Source organism: Antarcticimicrobium sp., assembly GCF_029212575.1.
GTDB lineage: Bacteria > Pseudomonadota > Alphaproteobacteria > Rhodobacterales > Rhodobacteraceae > Antarcticimicrobium.
The window spans coordinates 1-17,251 of sequence record NZ_JARGPK010000088.1 but is presented as its reverse complement, the minus strand read 5'-3'; the positions used below and the strand labels follow the sequence as shown (position 1 = coordinate 17,251).

General features: G+C 65.7%; 21 protein-coding genes. 4 read left to right on the top strand and 17 right to left on the bottom strand.

Translation table 11 applies throughout. The annotated features are described in order from the left end of the window. Nucleotides 1-131 precede the first annotated feature (131 nt). On the bottom strand, nucleotides 132-1,082 hold the full coding sequence (locus P1U75_RS18265; RefSeq protein WP_300245825.1) for an MBL fold metallo-hydrolase: 951 nt from the start codon (nucleotides 1,080-1,082) through the stop codon (nucleotides 132-134). A 20-nt stretch (nucleotides 1,083-1,102) separates the two neighbouring features. Here P1U75_RS18265 and P1U75_RS18260 point away from each other — a divergent pair, with 20 nt between their 5' ends. Continuing rightward, a complete protein-coding gene (locus tag P1U75_RS18260; protein WP_366915068.1) occupies nucleotides 1,103-1,705 on the top strand; it encodes a DUF2585 family protein in 603 nt (200 codons plus the stop codon). A gap of 29 nt (nucleotides 1,706-1,734) precedes the next feature. Here the strand turns inward: P1U75_RS18260 and fahA are convergent, their stop codons facing one another. Together fahA and hmgA are read right to left on the bottom strand one after the other, a co-directional pair. After that, nucleotides 1,735-2,994 carry a fumarylacetoacetase gene (gene fahA, locus P1U75_RS18255; RefSeq protein ID WP_300245819.1) on the bottom strand — a complete coding sequence of 420 codons (1,260 nt, stop codon included), beginning with the start codon at nucleotides 2,992-2,994 and terminating at the stop codon, nucleotides 1,735-1,737. Between the two features lie 86 nt (nucleotides 2,995-3,080). Beyond that, on the bottom strand, nucleotides 3,081-4,436 hold the full coding sequence (gene hmgA / locus P1U75_RS18250) for a homogentisate 1,2-dioxygenase (RefSeq protein ID WP_300245817.1): 1,356 nt from the start codon (nucleotides 4,434-4,436) through the stop codon (nucleotides 3,081-3,083). Nucleotides 4,437-4,498: 62 nt separating this feature from the next. On the opposite strand from hmgA, the gene P1U75_RS18245 reads away from it, so the two are divergent. Next, nucleotides 4,499-4,960, top strand: coding sequence for a MarR family winged helix-turn-helix transcriptional regulator (locus P1U75_RS18245; protein ID WP_300245815.1), 462 nt, complete (start codon nucleotides 4,499-4,501; stop codon nucleotides 4,958-4,960). A gap of 76 nt (nucleotides 4,961-5,036) precedes the next feature. Further along, a complete protein-coding gene (locus P1U75_RS18240) occupies nucleotides 5,037-6,266 on the top strand; it encodes an adenylate/guanylate cyclase domain-containing protein (RefSeq protein ID WP_300245813.1) in 1,230 nt (409 codons plus the stop codon). 6 nt (nucleotides 6,267-6,272) lie between these two features. Here P1U75_RS18240 and P1U75_RS18235 read toward each other — a convergent pair whose 3' ends face one another. The 14 genes from P1U75_RS18235 to P1U75_RS18170 form a co-directional block, all read right to left on the bottom strand. Further along, nucleotides 6,273-7,082 carry a division plane positioning ATPase MipZ gene (locus tag P1U75_RS18235; RefSeq protein ID WP_300245811.1) on the bottom strand — a complete coding sequence of 270 codons (810 nt, stop codon included), beginning with the start codon at nucleotides 7,080-7,082 and terminating at the stop codon, nucleotides 6,273-6,275. Between the two features lie 205 nt (nucleotides 7,083-7,287). Continuing rightward, nucleotides 7,288-7,509, bottom strand: coding sequence for a 50S ribosomal protein L31 (gene rpmE / locus P1U75_RS18230; protein ID WP_300245809.1), 222 nt, complete (start codon nucleotides 7,507-7,509; stop codon nucleotides 7,288-7,290). 11 nt (nucleotides 7,510-7,520) lie between these two features. Next, nucleotides 7,521-7,907 carry a 50S ribosomal protein L19 gene (rplS, locus tag P1U75_RS18225; RefSeq protein WP_300245806.1) on the bottom strand — a complete coding sequence of 129 codons (387 nt, stop codon included), beginning with the start codon at nucleotides 7,905-7,907 and terminating at the stop codon, nucleotides 7,521-7,523. Nucleotides 7,908-8,168: 261 nt separating this feature from the next. Beyond that, nucleotides 8,169-8,987, bottom strand: a complete 819-nt coding sequence (gene trmD / locus P1U75_RS18220) for a tRNA (guanosine(37)-N1)-methyltransferase TrmD (RefSeq protein WP_300245803.1) — start codon at nucleotides 8,985-8,987, stop codon at nucleotides 8,169-8,171. Continuing rightward, the gene (locus P1U75_RS18215) at nucleotides 8,980-9,777 is read right to left on the bottom strand and encodes a hypothetical protein (protein ID WP_300245802.1); all 798 of its coding nucleotides are present in this window, start codon (nucleotides 9,775-9,777) and stop codon (nucleotides 8,980-8,982) included. Before P1U75_RS18215 ends, trmD begins: the two co-directional genes overlap by 8 nt. Further along, a complete protein-coding gene (locus P1U75_RS18210) occupies nucleotides 9,777-10,556 on the bottom strand; it encodes a hypothetical protein (protein WP_300245799.1) in 780 nt (259 codons plus the stop codon). The genes P1U75_RS18215 and P1U75_RS18210 overlap by 1 nt, the downstream gene beginning before the upstream one ends. Before the next feature lie 43 nt (nucleotides 10,557-10,599). Continuing rightward, nucleotides 10,600-11,103, bottom strand: a complete 504-nt coding sequence (rimM, locus tag P1U75_RS18205) for a ribosome maturation factor RimM (protein ID WP_300245797.1) — start codon at nucleotides 11,101-11,103, stop codon at nucleotides 10,600-10,602. 156 nt (nucleotides 11,104-11,259) lie between these two features. Then, complete coding sequence (gene rpsP, locus P1U75_RS18200; RefSeq protein ID WP_300245795.1) at nucleotides 11,260-11,646, bottom strand: 30S ribosomal protein S16; 387 nt, start codon at nucleotides 11,644-11,646, stop codon at nucleotides 11,260-11,262. Between the two features lie 71 nt (nucleotides 11,647-11,717). Beyond that, entirely contained in the window at nucleotides 11,718-12,014 is a 297-nt protein-coding gene (locus tag P1U75_RS18195; RefSeq protein ID WP_300245792.1) for a chorismate mutase, read from the bottom strand. A gap of 31 nt (nucleotides 12,015-12,045) precedes the next feature. Continuing rightward, complete coding sequence (locus P1U75_RS18190) at nucleotides 12,046-12,648, bottom strand: GNAT family N-acetyltransferase (RefSeq protein ID WP_300245789.1); 603 nt, start codon at nucleotides 12,646-12,648, stop codon at nucleotides 12,046-12,048. After that, nucleotides 12,648-13,175 (bottom strand): GNAT family N-acetyltransferase, encoded by a 528-nt coding sequence (locus P1U75_RS18185; protein ID WP_300245787.1) that lies wholly within the window; start codon nucleotides 13,173-13,175, stop codon nucleotides 12,648-12,650. Before P1U75_RS18185 ends, P1U75_RS18190 begins: the two co-directional genes overlap by 1 nt. Beyond that, nucleotides 13,172-13,720, bottom strand: coding sequence for a GNAT family N-acetyltransferase (locus P1U75_RS18180; protein ID WP_300245784.1), 549 nt, complete (start codon nucleotides 13,718-13,720; stop codon nucleotides 13,172-13,174). Before P1U75_RS18180 ends, P1U75_RS18185 begins: the two co-directional genes overlap by 4 nt. Next, nucleotides 13,720-15,231, bottom strand: a complete 1,512-nt coding sequence (gene ffh, locus P1U75_RS18175; protein WP_300245782.1) for a signal recognition particle protein — start codon at nucleotides 15,229-15,231, stop codon at nucleotides 13,720-13,722. Before ffh ends, P1U75_RS18180 begins: the two co-directional genes overlap by 1 nt. A 316-nt stretch (nucleotides 15,232-15,547) precedes the next feature. Further along, on the bottom strand, nucleotides 15,548-16,129 hold the full coding sequence (locus P1U75_RS18170) for an NAD(P)H-dependent oxidoreductase (RefSeq protein ID WP_300245779.1): 582 nt from the start codon (nucleotides 16,127-16,129) through the stop codon (nucleotides 15,548-15,550). Nucleotides 16,130-16,254: 125 nt separating this feature from the next. Here P1U75_RS18170 and P1U75_RS18165 point away from each other — a divergent pair, with 125 nt between their 5' ends. Beyond that, entirely contained in the window at nucleotides 16,255-17,130 is an 876-nt protein-coding gene (locus P1U75_RS18165; RefSeq protein WP_300245776.1) for a LysR family transcriptional regulator, read from the top strand. The last annotated feature ends 121 nt before the right edge of the window (nucleotides 17,131-17,251 follow it).

Below are 17,251 nucleotides of genomic sequence, written 5' to 3'. Positions count from 1 at the left end.
GGGCTTTCTCCCAGTTTGCGCGCCGGGCGCACCTCCTCCGTGCCCCGGCGCGGCGGCGCCGGGAATCTGTGTCATCCTCTCATCGTCCAATCCGGGGCGACACGATCTGGATCAAACTCGCCCCCGGGCGGTCAGCCTTGAAGCTGTTCCCACATCTCCAGGTCGCGCTGGGCCGTCCAGATCCGCGGGGTCTCGATGCCGCGGGCCTCGTCAAAGGCGCGGGCGACGTTGAAGGGCAGGCAATGCTCGTAGATCGCGTATTCGGCGAACTTCGGGTCGCATTCGGCGCGCACCGCGTCCCATGCCTCTTTCAGGGTGCCGCCGCGCGCCGCCACCCGGGCCGCCGGGCGATAGGTGCTTTCGACGAAATCGCGGGTGTTCTCGATCGCCTCGTTGACCACCTCGGGTCCGACCAGCGCATCGCCCCGGCCCGGTGCGATGGCGTCGACCTCGAACCACTTGATCGCGTCCAGAGTATCGCCCCAGTCGGCGAAGTGGCCGTCGCCGCAATAGCAGGCCGAGTGGTATTCGACGATATCGCCGGTGAACATCACGTTCTGATCCGGCACGTGGATCACCGCGTCGCCGGCGGTATGGGCGCGGCCCAGATGCATGATGTCGACCCGTCGCTTGCCCAGGTAGACGGTCATCGAATCGCTGAACGTCGTGGTCGGGTAGGTCAGGCCGGGGATGCTCTCATGTCCCTCGAACAGGCGCGGGAAGCGTTGGAATTCACTGTCCCAGTCCTCTTGCCCCCGTTCCACCACCATGCCGCGCGCGGCGTCCGACATGATGATCTGCTGCGCGCCGAAGGCACTGGCGCCCAGCACCCGCACGGCGTGGTAATGGGTCAGCGCCACATGAGTGATCGGCTTGTCGGTGACCGAGCGGACGCATTCGATCACCTTGTTGGCCAGCCGCGGGGTCGCCTGCGCCTCGACGATCATCACGCTGTCGTCGCCGATGATGACGCCGGAGTTCGGATCGCCCTCAGCCGTAAAGGCATAGAGCCCGTCTCCCACCTCGGTGAAGCTGATTTTCTTCTCGCTCATGTCGCCTTGGGACGCGAATGCCTTGGCCATGGTCTTTCCTTTTCTTTTCAATGGACGACGCCGGGGCGCCGTGCTTGTCTCGCGCCATGATCCGATCGCGGCGCGCGTTTCCTTCCGTTCTCGTCGTGGCCCTTTTGGTGGCCACGGTCCTGACCCTCTGGGCGATGGGCCGGTCGCTGATCTGCCCCTGCGGCGCGGTCGCCCTGTGGCACGGTCCCGGCGATCCCGGCCCGAGCAGCCAGTCGCTGCTGGACTGGTATACTCCGAGCCACCTGATGCACGGCCTCCTGTTTTTCGCTGTGCTCTGGTGGGGCGCCCGCGCCATGCCGCTGCGCTGGCGGTTGGTGATCGCCATGGCGGTCGAGTGCCTCTGGGAGATTGCCGAAAACACCCCTTGGGTGATCGAACGATACCGCAGTGCGACCGTCTCGGTCGATTACAACGGCGATGCGGTGATCAACTCCACCGTCGATATTCTGGCCATGCTGCTGGGCTTTGCCTTGGCCCGGCGTCTGCCGGTCTGGGCCAGCGTGGTCCTTGTCGTGGGGTTCGAGGCGCTGACCACCGTTCTGATCCGTGACGGGCTGGCGCTGAACATCCTGATGCTGCTCTGGCCGCTGCAATCCGTGCTGGACTGGCAGGCGGGCGGTTGAGCCGGGGATAGTCAGCGCAGCTGTCATCGTCAGCCCCGCGCGAAAGGATCGGCCAGCGCTGGCAGCACCGTGCCGACGCTATCCCCAAAGCCGATGGTGTAGCCGTCGCCTTTGGCCGCGCCCTTGAGGGTCAGCGTGTCGTTATCCTCGATAAAGGTGCGGGTCTCGCCGCTGTCCAAGGTGATCGGCTCCTTGCCGCCCCAGCTCAGCTCCAGCAGCGATCCGCGTTCGGATTTATTGGCGCCCGAGATGGTGCCTGACCCCAGCAGGTCGCCCGCGTTCATCGGGCAGCCGCTGGTGCTGTGATGCGCCAGTTGCTGGGCAGCGGAATAATACATTTCCTTGTAGTTGGTGCGCGCGAGCGTGGTGGCGGGTTTGCCTTCGGGGGCGAGCGTCACTTCAAGCTCGATGTCGTACAGCATCGGGCCGCAATCCTTGAGGTGGTCCAGCAGCTCGACCTCGCGCGCAGGCGTGTCGGTGCGGAACGGTTCAAGCGCCGCCTTGCTCACGATCCACGGGCTGATCGTGGTTGCCGCCGCCTTGGCCTGGAACGGGCCGAGCGGCTGGTATTCCCAAGCCTGGATGTCGCGCGCCGACCAGTCGTTCAGCAGCACGTAACCGAAGATGTGATCGTCGGCCTCCTGCACGGTGATCGGCCCGTCGCTGGGGGTGCCGACGATGGCGCCCATTTCAAGCTCGATATCGAAGCGGCGCGAGGGCAGGAAGGCGGGCTTGTCGTGGTCGGGCGATTTGAGCTGCCCCCAGGGGCGGCGCACCTCGGTGCCCGACACCACCACCGACGACGCCCGGCCATTGTAGCCGATCGGGATATGCAGCCAGTTCGGCGGCAGCGCATTTTCGGCGCCGCGGAACATGGTGCCGACGTTCACCGCGTGGTTCTTGCCAGCGTAGAAATCGGTGTATTCGCTGACCGCAAAGGGCATGTGCATCTCGGCCCCGGCCATTGGCACCAGCAGCGGCTCGACCTTGGTGCGCTCCTCGGCACCTTCGGACAGCAGCGCGATCAGCCGGTCGCGCAGGGCGGCCCAGACGGCGGGCCCCTCTTCCATCAGCTCGTTCCAGAACGGCACGTCGAACAGCGGCATGTCGGTCAGCGCGATCACCCCCTCGGCCTCGGCGGCGGTGACATCGAGGATCCTGTCGCCGATGGCCACGCCGCAATGCGGTTCGCCGTCACCGATGGAGAACACGCCGTAGGGCAGGTTGTTGAGGGGAAACGGGCAGTCGGGCGCGTTGGCGCTCTCCACCCAGCTTTTCATCAGGGGCATTTGATCTTCCTTGTCCGGTGTGGCGGGCTGAAGCCCGCCCTACGAGGTTGGGGCAGGGCGGGCATTTGCCCGCCATCACCGTCTGTCTATTTGGTTCCGGGCGTGCCGTCGAATTTCTTCTCGATATCGCTCCAGCAGTCGATGTAATCGTCCTGCAGCGGTGCCTCCTTGGCCGCGAAGGCCGTCAGGTGCTGCGGAAAGCGGGTCTCGAACATGAAGGACATGGTGTTCTCCAGTTTCTCCGGCCCGAGGTTGGAGTTCGAGGCCCCCTCAAACGCATTCTTGTCTGGCCCGTGCGGCAGCATCATGTTGTGCAGGCTCATCCCGCCGGGCACGAAGCCCTGCGGCTTGGCATCGTACTGGCCATAGATGTTGCCCATCAGCTCGGACATGATGTTCTTGTGATACCACGGCGGGCGGAAGGTGTTCTCGGCCACCATCCAGCGCTCGCGGAACAGCACGAAGTCGATATTGGCGGTGCCCGGCACGCCCGAGGGGGCGGTCAGCACGGTAAAGATCGACGGGTCGGGATGGTCGAACAGGATCGCGCCGACCGGGCAATAGGCGCGCAGGTCGTACTTGTAGGGCGCGTAATTGCCGTGCCAGGCCACCACGTCCAGCGGCGACTGGCCGATCTTCGTCTGGTGGAACTGGCCGCACCACTTGATGGTCAGGGTCGAGGGCGTCTCGCGGTCCTCAAACGCCGCCACCGGTGCCTTGAAGTCGCGCGGGTTGGCCATGGCATTGGCGCCGATCGGGCCGCGCGCCGGAAGCTCGAACTTCTGGCCGTAATTCTCGCAGACGAAACCGCGCGCCGGCCCCTCCAGCACCTCGACGCGATAAACCAGCCCGCGCGGCAGGATGGCGATTTCCTTCGGCTCCAGGTCGATGATGCCCAGTTCCGTGGCGAACCGCAGCCGGCCCTCTTGCGGGACCACCAGAAGCTCCGAATCGGCCGAGTAGAAATACTCGTCCTGCATCGACTCGGTGACCAGGTAGACATGGGTCGCCATGCCCACCTGCGTGTTCACGTCGCCGGCCGTGGTCATCGTGCGCATGCCGGTCAGCCAGGTCAGCTTTTCCTCCGAATAGGGCACCGGATCCCAGCGGTACTGGCCAAGGCTGATCACGTCGGGGTCCACGTTCGGCGCGGATTTCCAGTGCGGCAGGTCGATTTTTTCGTAGCGCGCGGAATGCTTGACGCTGGGGCGGATGCGATAGGTCCAGGTGCGCTCCGGCGGATGGGCGGTAAAGGCGGTGCCGCTCAGCTGCTCGCCGTAGAGGCCATAGTTGCATTTCTGCGGGCTGTTCATGCCTTGCGGCAGGGCGCCCGGCAGCGCCTCGGTCTCAAAATCGTTGCCAAAGCCGGGCATGTAGCCCTCGGTGGTGCCGGTGGGCGAGGCAGCCTGCACCAGTTTGTGGGGGTCAATCGGACGGTTCATCGCGCGTTCCTCCTAAATCCTGCTTGCTGCGTAATAGTTGATTTTGTAACTAACAATACATGATGACGGAAAAATCGCCAAATCCCGAAGCCGGGAAGGATACCTTCGACCTGGCCGATTTCCTGCCCTTCCTGCTCAACCAGGCGGCCGAGGAAAGCTCGCTGGCGTTCCAGAACGTGTACAAGGATCGCTATGGCATGCTGCGCACCGAATGGCGGGTGCTGTTTCACCTCGGCATGTACGGGCGGATGACGGCGAAGGAGATCGGCGCGCGCGCCATGATGCACAAGACCAAGGTCAGCCGCGCGGTCCAGCGGTTGGCCGAACGCCGGTTCCTGAACCGGACAAGGGATGCGCGCGACCGCCGCTCGGAGCATTTGGAATTGACGCCGGCAGGCGAGGCGGCGTATCGCGACCTTCGCGGTGTCGCGCGGGACTATGACGCCAAGCTGGCGCGCCATTTCACCTCCGGCGAGGTGGCCTTGCTGCGGTCCATGCTGCGGCAGTTGGCCGGCATCCGCTGAACCGGGGCGGATATCCCGCAGCGCGCCTTTATGGTACTGAAAATGCGTCTTCTCTCTGAACAGTGTGCCCCTGCCCATGTCCCACCCGCATCCCGCCGCCGCCGACCTGTCCGAGTGGCTTCTGGCGCGCGGGCTGGACGGCACTCCGCGCGAAGATCTGCTGACCGGCTATTGTACCCGCCTGGTGGGTGTCGGGCTGCCGCTGTACCGGCTGCATCTGGCGCAGCGGGCGCTGCATCCCCGGTTCGGTGGGATCGGTTTCGACTGGCTGCGCACCGGTGGCAAAGTATCGCTGCAACAATACGCCCACACCGACTCGCCTGTGCAGGGCTGGCTGCAAAGCCCGCTCTACGTCATTCTGGAAACCGGTGAGCTGGAACTGCGCGAGCGGCTGGACACGCCCGGCCACCAGAGCCGCTTTCCCCTGCTGAACGACCTGCGCGAGCAGGGCGCGACGGATTATTTCGCCTCTGGGCTGCTCTTCGAGACACCCCCCGAGAATGTCGCCATCGACCCCAACAACACGCCCGAGGGGATGCTGATCTCCTGGACCAGCGATGCACCGGGCGGGTTTTCCGAGACGGATCTCGCCCTGATTCGCGCCACCCTGCCGCAACTCGGGCTGGCAATGAAATCCGCCTCGAATCGCCGCATCGCGCATGACCTTCTGGGCACCTACCTGGGCCGCGACGCCGGCGCGCGGGTGCTGTCGGGTGAAATTCAGCGCGGCTCGCTCCAGCGCATCGACGCGGTGATCCTCTATTTCGATCTCACCGGGTTCACCAGCCTGGCCGAGCGTACGCCGGGGCCCGACCTGATCGCCATGCTCAACACCTATTTCGCCGTCGTGGTCGAGGCGATCCATGCCGGTGGCGGCCATGTTCTGAAATTCATGGGCGACGGTCTCTTGGCGATGTTCGACCAGCCGCAGGCTGCGGTCGCGGCCGGCGCGGCCCTCGACACGGTGGTGACTTTGAACGGCGAGATCACCGCGTTGAACCTCAGCCGCACGGCCCAGGGGCTGCCGGTGACCGATCATACCATCGCCCTGCATGCGGGCGAGATTTTCTATGGCAATATCGGTGCCGAAACCCGTCTGGATTTCACCGTGATCGGACCAGCGGTGAACCTGACGGCGCGGCTTTCGGGCATGCATCGTGCGCTGGATCAGAAGGTGATTCTGTCGGAACCGATTCGCAGTGCCGTTCGGGATGGCCCGCATGACCTGGTGTCGCTGGGCCGTTACATGCTGCGCGGGGTGTCCCAGCCGCAGGAACTGTTCACGCTCTATACCCGGGAGGAGTGATCCGGCTCAGAATTTGACCTCGACACCGGGCAGGTTCAGCGCCTTCATCATGTCGCGCAATTCCTGCCGCGCCGCGATGTTCGAGATGTTGAGCTGTCGCACGCCGACATCCTTGAGATCCAGCAGGGTCAGCCCGCGCGGAAACAGTTCGCGAAAGATCACCCGTTCGGAAAACCCGGGCGCGACGCGAAACCCGATGCGTTTCGACAGCAGATTTACCGCGCGCTCCATCTTTTCCTTGTTGACCATGCGCTGGGTGCCGATCCGGTTGCGAATGACCACCCAGTCGATCGGCTTCAGCCCGGCCTGCGCCCGCAACTGGCGGGCATTCCACACCATTTCCGAATAGACCGAGGGGCCGAGGATCTTTTCGCCGGTGGGATCGGTGCGTGCGAGAAGGTCGAAATCGATGAAACTGTCGTTCAGCGGCGTGATCAGCGTATCGGCCAGCGAATGCGCCACCTGGCTCAACCTCGTGTGCGATCCGGGGCAGTCGATCAGGATGAAATCATTGTCCCCCTCCAGCCCGGCGATCGCCGCCGACAGCCGGTGATCGTAGACGTTTTCACCGGGGTTCAGCGTCGCCGGGTCGATCTCGGGCAGCGGATGCAGCCGCAACTGCGGCAGATCGGCCCCGTGCTCCTTCATGAAGGCAGCGCGATTTTCAACGTAGCGCCCCAGCGACCGCTGGCGCAGATCCAGATCCAGGACCGCCACCTTGTGACCAAGCCGGGCCAGGGCGCTGGCGACATGCATCGAGACGGTGGATTTACCGGCACCGCCCTTTTCGTTTCCGACCACGATGATATGCGCCATGTCTTCGCCTCCGGCCCTTGTTAGGCTCTGTTTTCCGGTCCGGCATACTATATCTTGGGGCAGTTGCAAGAAAAACCCCTAGCGCGATTTGCAACAGGTTTCGCCCGCCGCTGTGTCCGTAACCCCTCACGATGCCGTTTGCATGGCCCGAAACGAAAAACGCCGCCCCGAGGGGCGGCGCTCTGACGCTCTCGAAGGGATCGGCTCAGAAGCCGAGGCCTTCGTATTTTTTCTTGAACTTCGACACGCGGCCGCCGGTGTCCATCAGGCGCGAGGATCCGCCGGTCCAGGCCGGGTGCACCGAGGGGTCGATGTCCAGCGCCAGCTGGTCGCCTTCGGCGCCCCAGGTGGATTTCATCTGCACCACGGTGCCGTCGGTCAGCTTGACGTTGATCAGGTGATATTCGGGGTGAATGCCGTTTTTCATCGCTCCGCTCCTTACGCCTCGGCGCCTGCCGATTTGGGTTTGTAGTTCGACACTTCCGCGATCCGGGCCGATTTGCCGCGGCGCGAGCGCAGATAGTACAGTTTGGCGCGGCGGACACGGCCGCGGCGGACAACGGTGATGCTGTCGATATTGGTCGAATAGAGCGGGAACATCCGTTCCACGCCTTCGCCAAAGGAAATCTTGCGCACCGTGAACGCGCCGGCGATGCCGGCGCCGTTCTTGCGGCTGATGCAGACACCTTCATAGTTCTGCACCCGGGTGCGCGACCCTTCGGTCACTTTAAAGCCGACACGGATCGTGTCACCGGCCTTGAAATCTGGGATGTCTTTCCCCAGGGCGGAAATCTGTTCCGCCTCCAGCTGTGCGATCAGGTCCATCGCATCTACTCCTGAACTGCTCGTGGTTGATCCACGAAGATTTGCGCGCCCTCAGAGCTCTTGGTCTTCACCGGGTCCGCTGTCCCGAAAATCGGGGCGCCCGCCAGAGATCAGGTCGTCCGTTCCTTGCGTCGCGGGGGATGCCCGGTGCGTTTGGCCGAAGAAAGCCCGCTGCACCCGGAATTCAGCAATACCCAACGAATCCCAGGCCACCATTGCGGGTCGGGATCTGCGCGCGTGTACGGGATAACAGGGGGCGGATCAACCCTGATCGTCGCCCTTGCCGGCCAGATAGCTGTCCCAGAGGTCCGGTCGCCGCTCCTGCGTCAGGCGCTCGGCCATCTGCCGGCGCCAGTCAGCGATGCGCCCGTGGTGGCCCGACATCAGGACCTCGGGGATCGGGCGGTCCTTCCATTCCGCGGGACGGGTGTATTGCGGATGTTCCAGCAGCCCGTTGGAAAAGCTTTCCTCCTCGGTCGAGGCCTGGTTGCCCAGCACCCCGGGCAGCAGCCGCACGGTGGCATCGATCAGCGCCTGCGCCGCGATCTCGCCCCCGGTCATCACGAAATCGCCGAGCGAGACCTCTTGAACGCGGTACTCCTCCAGCACCCGCTCATCGACGCCCTCGAACCGCCCGCAGATCAGCGTCACCCCATCGGCGCGCGCCAGGTCGCGCATCAGCGGCTGGTCCATCCGCCGCCCGCGCGGGCTGAGATAGATCAGCGGCCAGTTGGGCGTGGAGCCCTGCATCGCCTGTTCGATCGCCGGGCCGAGGACGTCGGCGCGCAGCACCATGCCGGCGCCGCCGCCCGCCGGGGTGTCATCGACGTTGCGGTGCTTGCCGATCCCGAACTGCCGCAGGTCCAGCGTTTCCAGTTGCCACAGCCCCTCCTGCAGCGCCTTGCCGGTCAGGCTCTCGCCCAGAACGCCGGGAAAGGCCGAGGGGAACAGCGTGATCACCTTGGCCTTCCACACCCCGTAAAGGTCGGGCGTGGGCGTGATCAGCTCGCGCGGTTTCAGCGAGGGGCGGATGCTCTTGCGGCCCAGCGAACGGGCGGGTTTGTCTGGGCTCTCAGTCATCGGGCGCCTCCCTTGCAGCGTCCAGGATCGCCCGTTTGGCAGCCTGGCGTGCGTCGCGGTCGCTGTATGCGCGGTTGGCGGACAGAAGCGCAAGCAGAACGGTGTCGTCGTGACGCCTGTTGGCGGGCGGCACCAGGTCCAACCCTTGTTGCAGGTCAGGTGGAATGCCGCAGATGTCCAGCAGCGGCCCGGCCGGGCCGAGCGGTTGACCGGTGCAGTCCTCCAGCCGCTGGCGGATCACGAGGCCGGGTACCGCCGCCGCCACCGCATCCGCCGCCGCGTCCAGGTCCGCACCGGGTCGGGTCGCCGGGGCGAAATCGGCCCAATCCCGGGTCATCGACGAGGCCTTCACATGTTCCCAATAGGCGCTGCGCAACCAGGGTTCGGGGTCGCGCAGGGTCAGGTAGAAGGTGATCGGCGTGCCGGGGTGCATGTCAGCAAGGATCCCCACCATTTCCCCGGCCAACACCGGCGCGGCGGAATAGTCGGGGATCCCCTCGCGCCCCGGAAGATGGCCCGAAAGCTCCTCGGCCGTGAGGCACAGAACCCGTTTGGGCATGTCGCCGACGCGCTCCAGCAGCGCCCGGAACCGGTGCGCGAACTTGTCCAGCGTGAACGGATCGCGCCAGGTGGAATAACCGCGCGCGGCGTGGGTCAGCTCCGGCATCTCGCCCTTAAGCACGATCCGCATGTGCGCCTTCAGCGCCGGGCGGTTGCGCCTCAGCAGATGTTGCAGGGTCGAGGTGCCGGTCTTGTGAAAGCCGGAGTGGATCACGATCGCCCGCGGCATCAGACGCACTCCGCGATCAGCGCGCGCTTGGCGGCCCGCAACGCGGCGTCGTCAAGATCGCTGCGGTTCAATACCAGTAACCCCTGCAGGCAATCGGGCGGCAGCGCAGGGTTGACCGGCGGCTGTGGTTCCAGGCTGTCGCGCAGCCCTTCGGGCAGAGCCAGCAGGTCGAGCAGCGGATCGAGCGGCCCCAGCGGGCGGGCGCGGCTTTGCTCCAGTGCGCAGCGATGCACCGGCAGGGGCGCCAGCGCCGCCGCGATACCATCCACCACAGTCGCAAGATCGGCGGCGGCCCGGTAACGCCCGGCAAAGGCTTCGGCGCTCAGCGTCATGCGCGAGGCGCGCAGATGCTGGGCATGGGCGCTGGCCAGCCAATCCTCGGTTTGGCGGGTGGAAAAGTAGAACGCTGGCGCGGCATTCGGGTGCAAGGTCGCCAACGTATCCACGACTGTCCGCATCAGCGGTGCCGCCGCCGCATAGCTCTCCACGCCGGCCCGCCCCGGCATCTGGCCGCACAGATCCTCGGCCGAGATCAGCATCGGGCGCGGATCGTCAGCGTCCCATTCCTCCATCACCTGCGCCAGTTCGTAACCGAACAGCGCCAGATCCACCGGATTGCCACCCGCCGACCAGGCCCGCGCCGCCTTGCCCGCCGGGGCCATGCGGGCGCGCGGCACCAGCCGCAGATGCGGGGCCAGGGCATCGCGGTTGTGAAAAAGCGCCTGCTGCACCGTTGACGTCCCGGTCTTGTGGAACCCGGCATGCAGGAGCACGCGCATTACCGGCGGCCGGTGCGAGGGCAAGGGGCGGGGCGGCCGGGCATCAGAACAGCCCATCGGGCGGGTCGGCGATGATGCGCCTGGCCGCAAGGTCGACGGTCGGCACCGCATCTTGCGTGAAGGGCAGCAGCACGGTGGTCTTGAGCCCCGGTCCGGCGATCTCCAGAAGGTCGCTGGCGCCGTGGTTCTGCACCGAGCGGACCCGGCCCAGCACGGTGCCGCCGGTATCGACCACCTCCAGCCCGATCAGGTCGGCGTGATAAAACTCGTCATCCGGCAGCGCGGGCAGGCGGTCGCGCGGGGCATAGAGGCGCACCCCCTTCAGGGCGTCGGCCTCCTCCTTGCTGCCCACACCGCCAAGGCGCGCGGTCAGCCCGTTCTTGATCCGCCCGGTGATCACCACGGAGTAGCTCTGCGCTCCGTCCTCGGTGCTGAGCGGGGCATAGGCCGCGATATCCTCGGGCTCGGCGCAAAAGCTTTTCAGCCGCACCTCGCCGCGCACGCCATAGGCGCCGGAGATGGCGCCGACGCAGACAGTGTCGCTCATCGGGTGTCCTCCGGGCGTGGCCGCAGGGGGTGTTTCGAAGGCTGGCGCAGCATGTGACCTCGATCCGTTCACGAAAAAAGAGGCGGGCCAGCGTCAATCTGGCCCGCCCCCGGCAGTCTTGTCCAGAGCCCGCGTGGGGGCGCGGCGCAGGGTCGCTTATTCCGCCGACTCTTCCGCCGGTTCTTCGGCGGGGGCCTCTGCGGCTTCGGCGGCCTTGGCGGCCTTCTCCTCGGCGCGCTCCTTGGCCTTGGTGCCCGGCTCGCCCTTCTTGGGGTTGCTGCGCTCTTTCTTTTCCAGGACACCGGCGGCCTCAAGCATGCGGGCGACACGGTCGGTCGGCTGGGCGCCCTTGTCGAGCCATGCCTTGACGGCGTCGACGTCCATCTTCACGCGCTCTTCGCTGTCTTTCGGCAGCAGCGGGTTGTAGGTGCCCAGCTTTTCGATGAAGCGGCCGTCGCGCGGCATGCGGCTGTCGGTGGCTACGATGCGGTAGAAGGGACGCTTTTTTGAGCCGCCGCGGGCCAGTCGGATCTTCATTGCCATGGTGATTTCTCCTTTGATGGCGTTGACCGGGAAAGCCCCGGTTATTTCTGGTGTCTAGTGATCCAGGAGGGTCATTCCTGGTGTTTCTTGTGGTGGCGGATCACTTCCTCGATGATGAAGTTGAGGAACGCCTTGGCGAACTCAGGGTCCAGGTCGGCCTGTTTCGCCAGGTCTTCGAGCCGTTCGATCTGCGCCGCCTCGCGGGCCGGATCGGACGGGGGAAGGTCGTGTTCGGCTTTCAGTTTCCCGACAGCCTGGGTGTGCTTGAACCGCTCGCCCAGGGTATAGACGAGGATCGCGTCGAGCCGGTCGATGCTGTGCCGGTGCTCTTTCAGAAGCGCGGCGGCGCGGGTGGCGTCATCGGTCATGGTCCGGGGTCCTTCTGCGGGGGGCTGGATGTCAGTCAATGGCCCAGCCCTTCGGTTTGAACATCGGGTCGGCGTAATGGCCGATCTCCATCTCGATCCCATGCGCCAGCTGGCTGTTGTCGAGCCGCGCCGGCGCAGGATGGCGATAGACCGCGTCGCTGCCGTCGATGCTGGCCGCGTCATGATCCTTGACCGCGCCCAGCCGCTCGGCAAGCCGGATGGAATCGAGGTTCTTGGGGTCGATGTAGCTCACGGCGGTGGTCCAGCCGCGTTCGCGGTAGAGAAAGCCGCGCACCGCATGCGTCGCCTCCAGCGCATAGCCCTTGCCGGCCTTCTCGGGCCAGATCACCCAGGCGATCTCGGCCTCGGGCCACATCGCCGGTTTCCAGCCGCCGGCCATGCCATAGGTCTCGTCGGTAAGCTTGTCGTGGATCATCCACATGCCATAGCCGCGGATCTGCCAATGGCCGATCTCGGCGGCGTAGAGCATCCAGGACTCGTAGGGGTTCAGCGGCCCGCCCATGAAACGCGCGCGGTAGCTGGTGAAGGTGGCCTTGAAGTTCGGATAATCCTCGGCCTCCGGGCCGCGCAGAACCAGCCGCCGGGTCTCGATCACGGGGATGGTGTGGGGCATCACATCCCCTCCCGTTTCGGGTGGCGATAGGCCATCTCGGTGTCATGGGTGACATTGGTGAAGTCACGCTCGTATCGGGCGCCGAGCTTTTCGGCCAGCGCGACCGACCGGGTGTTGCCGGGCAAGATGTTGCTGGTGAGCGTGGTAAAACCCATGTGCTCATAGGCATGCTGGCGGGCGGCCCGCGCCGCCTCATAGGCATATCCCTTGCCCTCCGAGCCGTCGAACATCACCCAGCCCAGTTCCGGCTCTGGCCAACCGTCGGGGTTCCAGATGCCGGTGATGCCGATGACCTGGCCGTCTTTCGTCTCGATGGTCCAGAATCCGTAGCCGCGCAGCGCCCAGTGGCCGATATTGCCGGCAAACCAGCGCCAGGCCTCGTTGCGGGTCTTAGGCCCGCCAAAGCCCCAGCTGCGCGCCTTGTCCGCAAAGAACGCCGCGAGCGGTTCGAAATCGCGCGCCTCCGGCCCGCGCAGGATCAGGCGGTCGGTCTCCACGATGGGAATATCGAGGGCAAGCGCGCTCACGCGTAGGCCTCCATCCCGCCATCGGCGATCTCTCCGGGCGCCGGGTGGCGCCAGACCTGCATGAAACCGTGCCGTTCATGGGTGAAATCGCCCTCGTGCCGCGCGCCCAACCGGGCGGCGACGCGGGCGGATCCGGTGTTGGCCGGTTTCACCAGGCTGATCGCGGTCTGCCATCCCAGCACGTCATAGGCGTAAGAGCGTGCGGCGCGCCCCGCCTCGGTGGCATATCCCTTGCCCTCGTGCCCGTTGAACAGGTCCCAGCCGATTTCCGCCTCGGGCCAGCCCTCGGGCTCGAACAGGCCGACCATGCCGATGGCGGTATCGTCGCCCTTCGCGGTCACGGTCCAGCGACCGAACCCCTTGAGCGTCCAGTGGCCGATCTCCATCGCCAGCATCCGCCAGCTGCCTTCGGCGTTCAGCGGACCACCGACGAAATCGGCGCGCGGGCTGGCGTAGAACGCGGCAAAGGGGCCGAAGTCCTGCGGACCCGGCGCGCGCAGGATCAGCCGCTCGGTCTCCAGCGTGGGGATGGCGAGGGCAGTCATCACTTCTTCTTTCCGAACCCGCTCAGCCCCGGTGGCAGCGCGCCGCCGCCCAGACCGGGCAGCCCGCCGGGCATCTTGCCACCCGCGCCCATCTGGCGCGCGGCGGCTTCCAGCGCCTTGGGGTCCATGCCGGCGGCCATCTCCTCGGGGCTGGGACCGCCCTTGCCGAACATGCCCTTCATGGCCTGTTTCAGCATGCCGCCTTTGCCCATCTTGCCCATCTTCTTCATCATGTCGCCCATCTGGCGGTGCATCTTCAGAAGCTTGTTGAGATCGCTCACATCCATCCCCGCGCCCTTGGCGATCCGCTTCTTGCGGCTGGCCTGCAGCAGCTTGGGGTTGGCGCGTTCCTTTTTCGTCATCGACTGGATCAGGGCGATCTGGCGGCGGATGATCTTGTCGTCGAAACCGGCCTCTTCGACCTGCTTGGCCATCTTGCCCATGCCGGGCATCATCGACATCATGCCCTCCATGCCGCCCATCTTGAGCATTTGCTCCAGCTGCATCTTCAGGTCGTTCATGTTGAACTGACCCTTGGCCATGCGGCGCATCATCTTTTCGGCCTGCTCGGCCTCGATGGTTTCCTGCGCCTTCTCGACCAGCGCCACGATGTCGCCCATGCCAAGGATGCGCCCGGCGACGCGGTCGGGCTCGAAGGTTTCCAGCGCCTCCATCTTTTCGCCCAGGCCGACAAAGCGGATCGGCTTGCCGGTGACCGCGCGCATCGACAGCGCCGCACCGCCGCGCCCGTCGCCGTCCATCCGGGTCAGCACCACGCCGGTGACGCCGATCTTGTCGTCGAACTCGGTCGCGACGTTGACCGCGTCCTGACCGGTCAGCCCGTCGACCACCAGCAGCGTCTCGCGCGGGTTGGCAACATCGCGCACCTGCGCCGCCTGCCGGATCAGTTCCTCGTCGATATGCAGCCGGCCGGCGGTGTCGAGCATGTAGACGTCATAGCCCCCCAGCGCGGCCTGGGTCTTGGCGCGCTTGGCGATGGCGACCGGATCCTCGCCCTTGACGATCGGCAGGGTATCGACACCGATCTGCTTGCCGAGAATGGCCAGCTGCTCCATCGCCGCCGGGCGGTTGGTGTCGAGCGAGGCCATCAGCACCCGCTTGCCCTCGCGCTCGGTCAGCCGCTTGGCCAGCTTGGCGGTGGTCGTCGTCTTGCCCGAACCCTGAAGGCCGACCATCAGGATCGGCGCCGGCGGGTTGTCGATCTTCAGCGCGCCGGGGGCGTCCTCGCCGCGCAGCACATCGACCAGCGCGTCGTGGACGATCTTGACCACCTGCTGGCCCGGCGTCACCGATTTGGTCACCGCCTGGCCGGTCGCCTTGTCCTGTACCGCCTTGACGAAATCCCGCGCGACGGGCAGCGACACGTCCGCCTCGAGCAGCGCGACGCGCACCTCGCGCAGGGCGGTCTTGACGTCCTCGTCGGAAAGCGCACCCTGCTTGGTCAGCCGGTCGAAGACGCCGGAGAGGCGTTCGGATAGATTTTCAAACATGGTCCTCTTGGCTCCTTCGCCGATTTCGCAATGTCGTCCCCAATCTGGGAACGGACGGTTCAATTCTCAAACGCCTCCGCGATGAAACGGAGACCGATCCAAACGGATTTGCCCCCACGGGCGAAACTCGCTGGTGGGGGGCGATCCCGGCACAGGCCGGGACCGGAAGGTTTTTCACTTCCGGATATGGGAGGGGCGTCTAGGCGGTTTGGCGCCTTGAGTCAAGTCGCAGGGTGGCCGCCTGGCGGCCGGTGCGAAACGGAAAACCGCGCCCCGGCGGCGGGGCGCGGAGAAAGGGCAGGGGCGCGGCGGGGGATCAGGCGGCGATCTTCGCCAGCGCGTTATTGGCGGCCTTCAGCGCCGCATCCGCATCCACGTTCATGCGGTCGGCGGCGACGATCTCGATCTCGGTGATGCCGATGAAGCCCAGCACATGGCGCAGGTAGCCGGTGGCAAAGTCGATCTCGGAACCCACCTGCGTTCCGCCAGAGGCCACGGCGAGCACCGCGCGCTTGCCCTTCAGCAACCCCTCGGGACCGGCCTCGCTATAGCGGAAGGTGACGCCGACGCGTGCGACCATGTCGATCCAGGCCTTGAGCGTGGCGGGCATCGAGAAATTGTAGATTGGCAGCCCGATCACCAGCGTGTCGGCGGCCTTCAGTTCCGCTACCAGTTCATCCGACAGCGCCATCTGAGCGCGCTGGGCATCGTCGCGTTGATCCTCGGGGGTGAAATTGGCGCCGATCCAGGTCTCGTCGATCAACGGCAGCGCATCGGCCAGGTCGCGGCGCAGCACGGTATCGGGGGCCAGCCGGTCGACGATCTGCGCCGACAGGTCGCGCGAGGTCGAGCCGCTGCGGCGGGCCGAGGTGTCGATATGAAGAAGGGTGCGGGTCATATCGTTTCCTTTTGTTCCGGGCATTGAATATGTCCTGTCCAAGAGAAAGGATCTTGCATCACCGAACGCAATTGTCGAAAAGGCAGGGCGTCTGTGATCTGACGCACATTAAGGGAGCGTGCGTCATGGACAATTGGGACGAGATCCGCACCGCCTATCAGGTCGCCCGCATGGGCACGGTCAGCGGCGCGGCCGAGGTGCTGGGCGTGCACCATGCCACCGTCATCCGCCATATCGACGCGATCGAGGGGCGGCTGGGCGTCAAGCTGTTCCAGCGCCACGCGCGCGGCTATACCCCGACCGAGGCCGGCACCGACCTGCTGCGCGTGGCGCAGGCGACCGAGGACCAGTTCAACCAGCTTTCCGGCCGGCTCAAGGGGCAGGGCGACGAGGTCAAGGGCGAGTTGGTGGTGACCTCGCTGGCTTCGCTGTCGCCTTTGCTGGTGCCGGTGCTGGCCGAATTCCAGTCCATGCATCCCGGTCTGATCGTGCGGTTCCTGACCGGCGACCGGCTGTTCCGGCTGGAATACGGCGAGGCCCATGTGGCAATCCGCGCGGGATCGGTCCCGGACCAGCCCGACAACGTGGTGCAACGGTTCACCGATCTTCCGGTCGCCATGTATGCCTCGCAAGATTATATCGCCAGGAACGGACAGCCGGAGGTCGAGGATTTCGCCCGCCATCGATTTGTCGGCGCTGACGATCCCGACAGCCGCGCGCCCTTCGCCAAATGGTTGCAGGCCCATGTCCCGCAAGAGGCGGTCACCTTCCGCTGCAACAGCGGCGAAGCCACGCATGACGCCATCCTCGCGGGCGCCGGCATCGGCTTCATGGCGGTGTGGGAGGCCGCGCGCCACCCCGGCCTGGTGCAGGTGATGCCGCTGCAGGACGACTGGTCGGGCGCGCTCTGGCTGGTCACCCATGTCGACCTGCACCGCACCAACAAGGTTCAGAGTTTCCTTCGATTTCTCAAGGAACGGGCGCAGGAATGGTGCGCGTGAATGGCGGCGCGGAACTGCCAAGGCGGGCGGGGATGAGCCGCCGGGTGCAGGGGCATCTGGCGATGCTGGCCTTCTCTGCGCTGGTGGCGGGGTCGTTTTCGCTCGGAACCCGGGTCGCCAA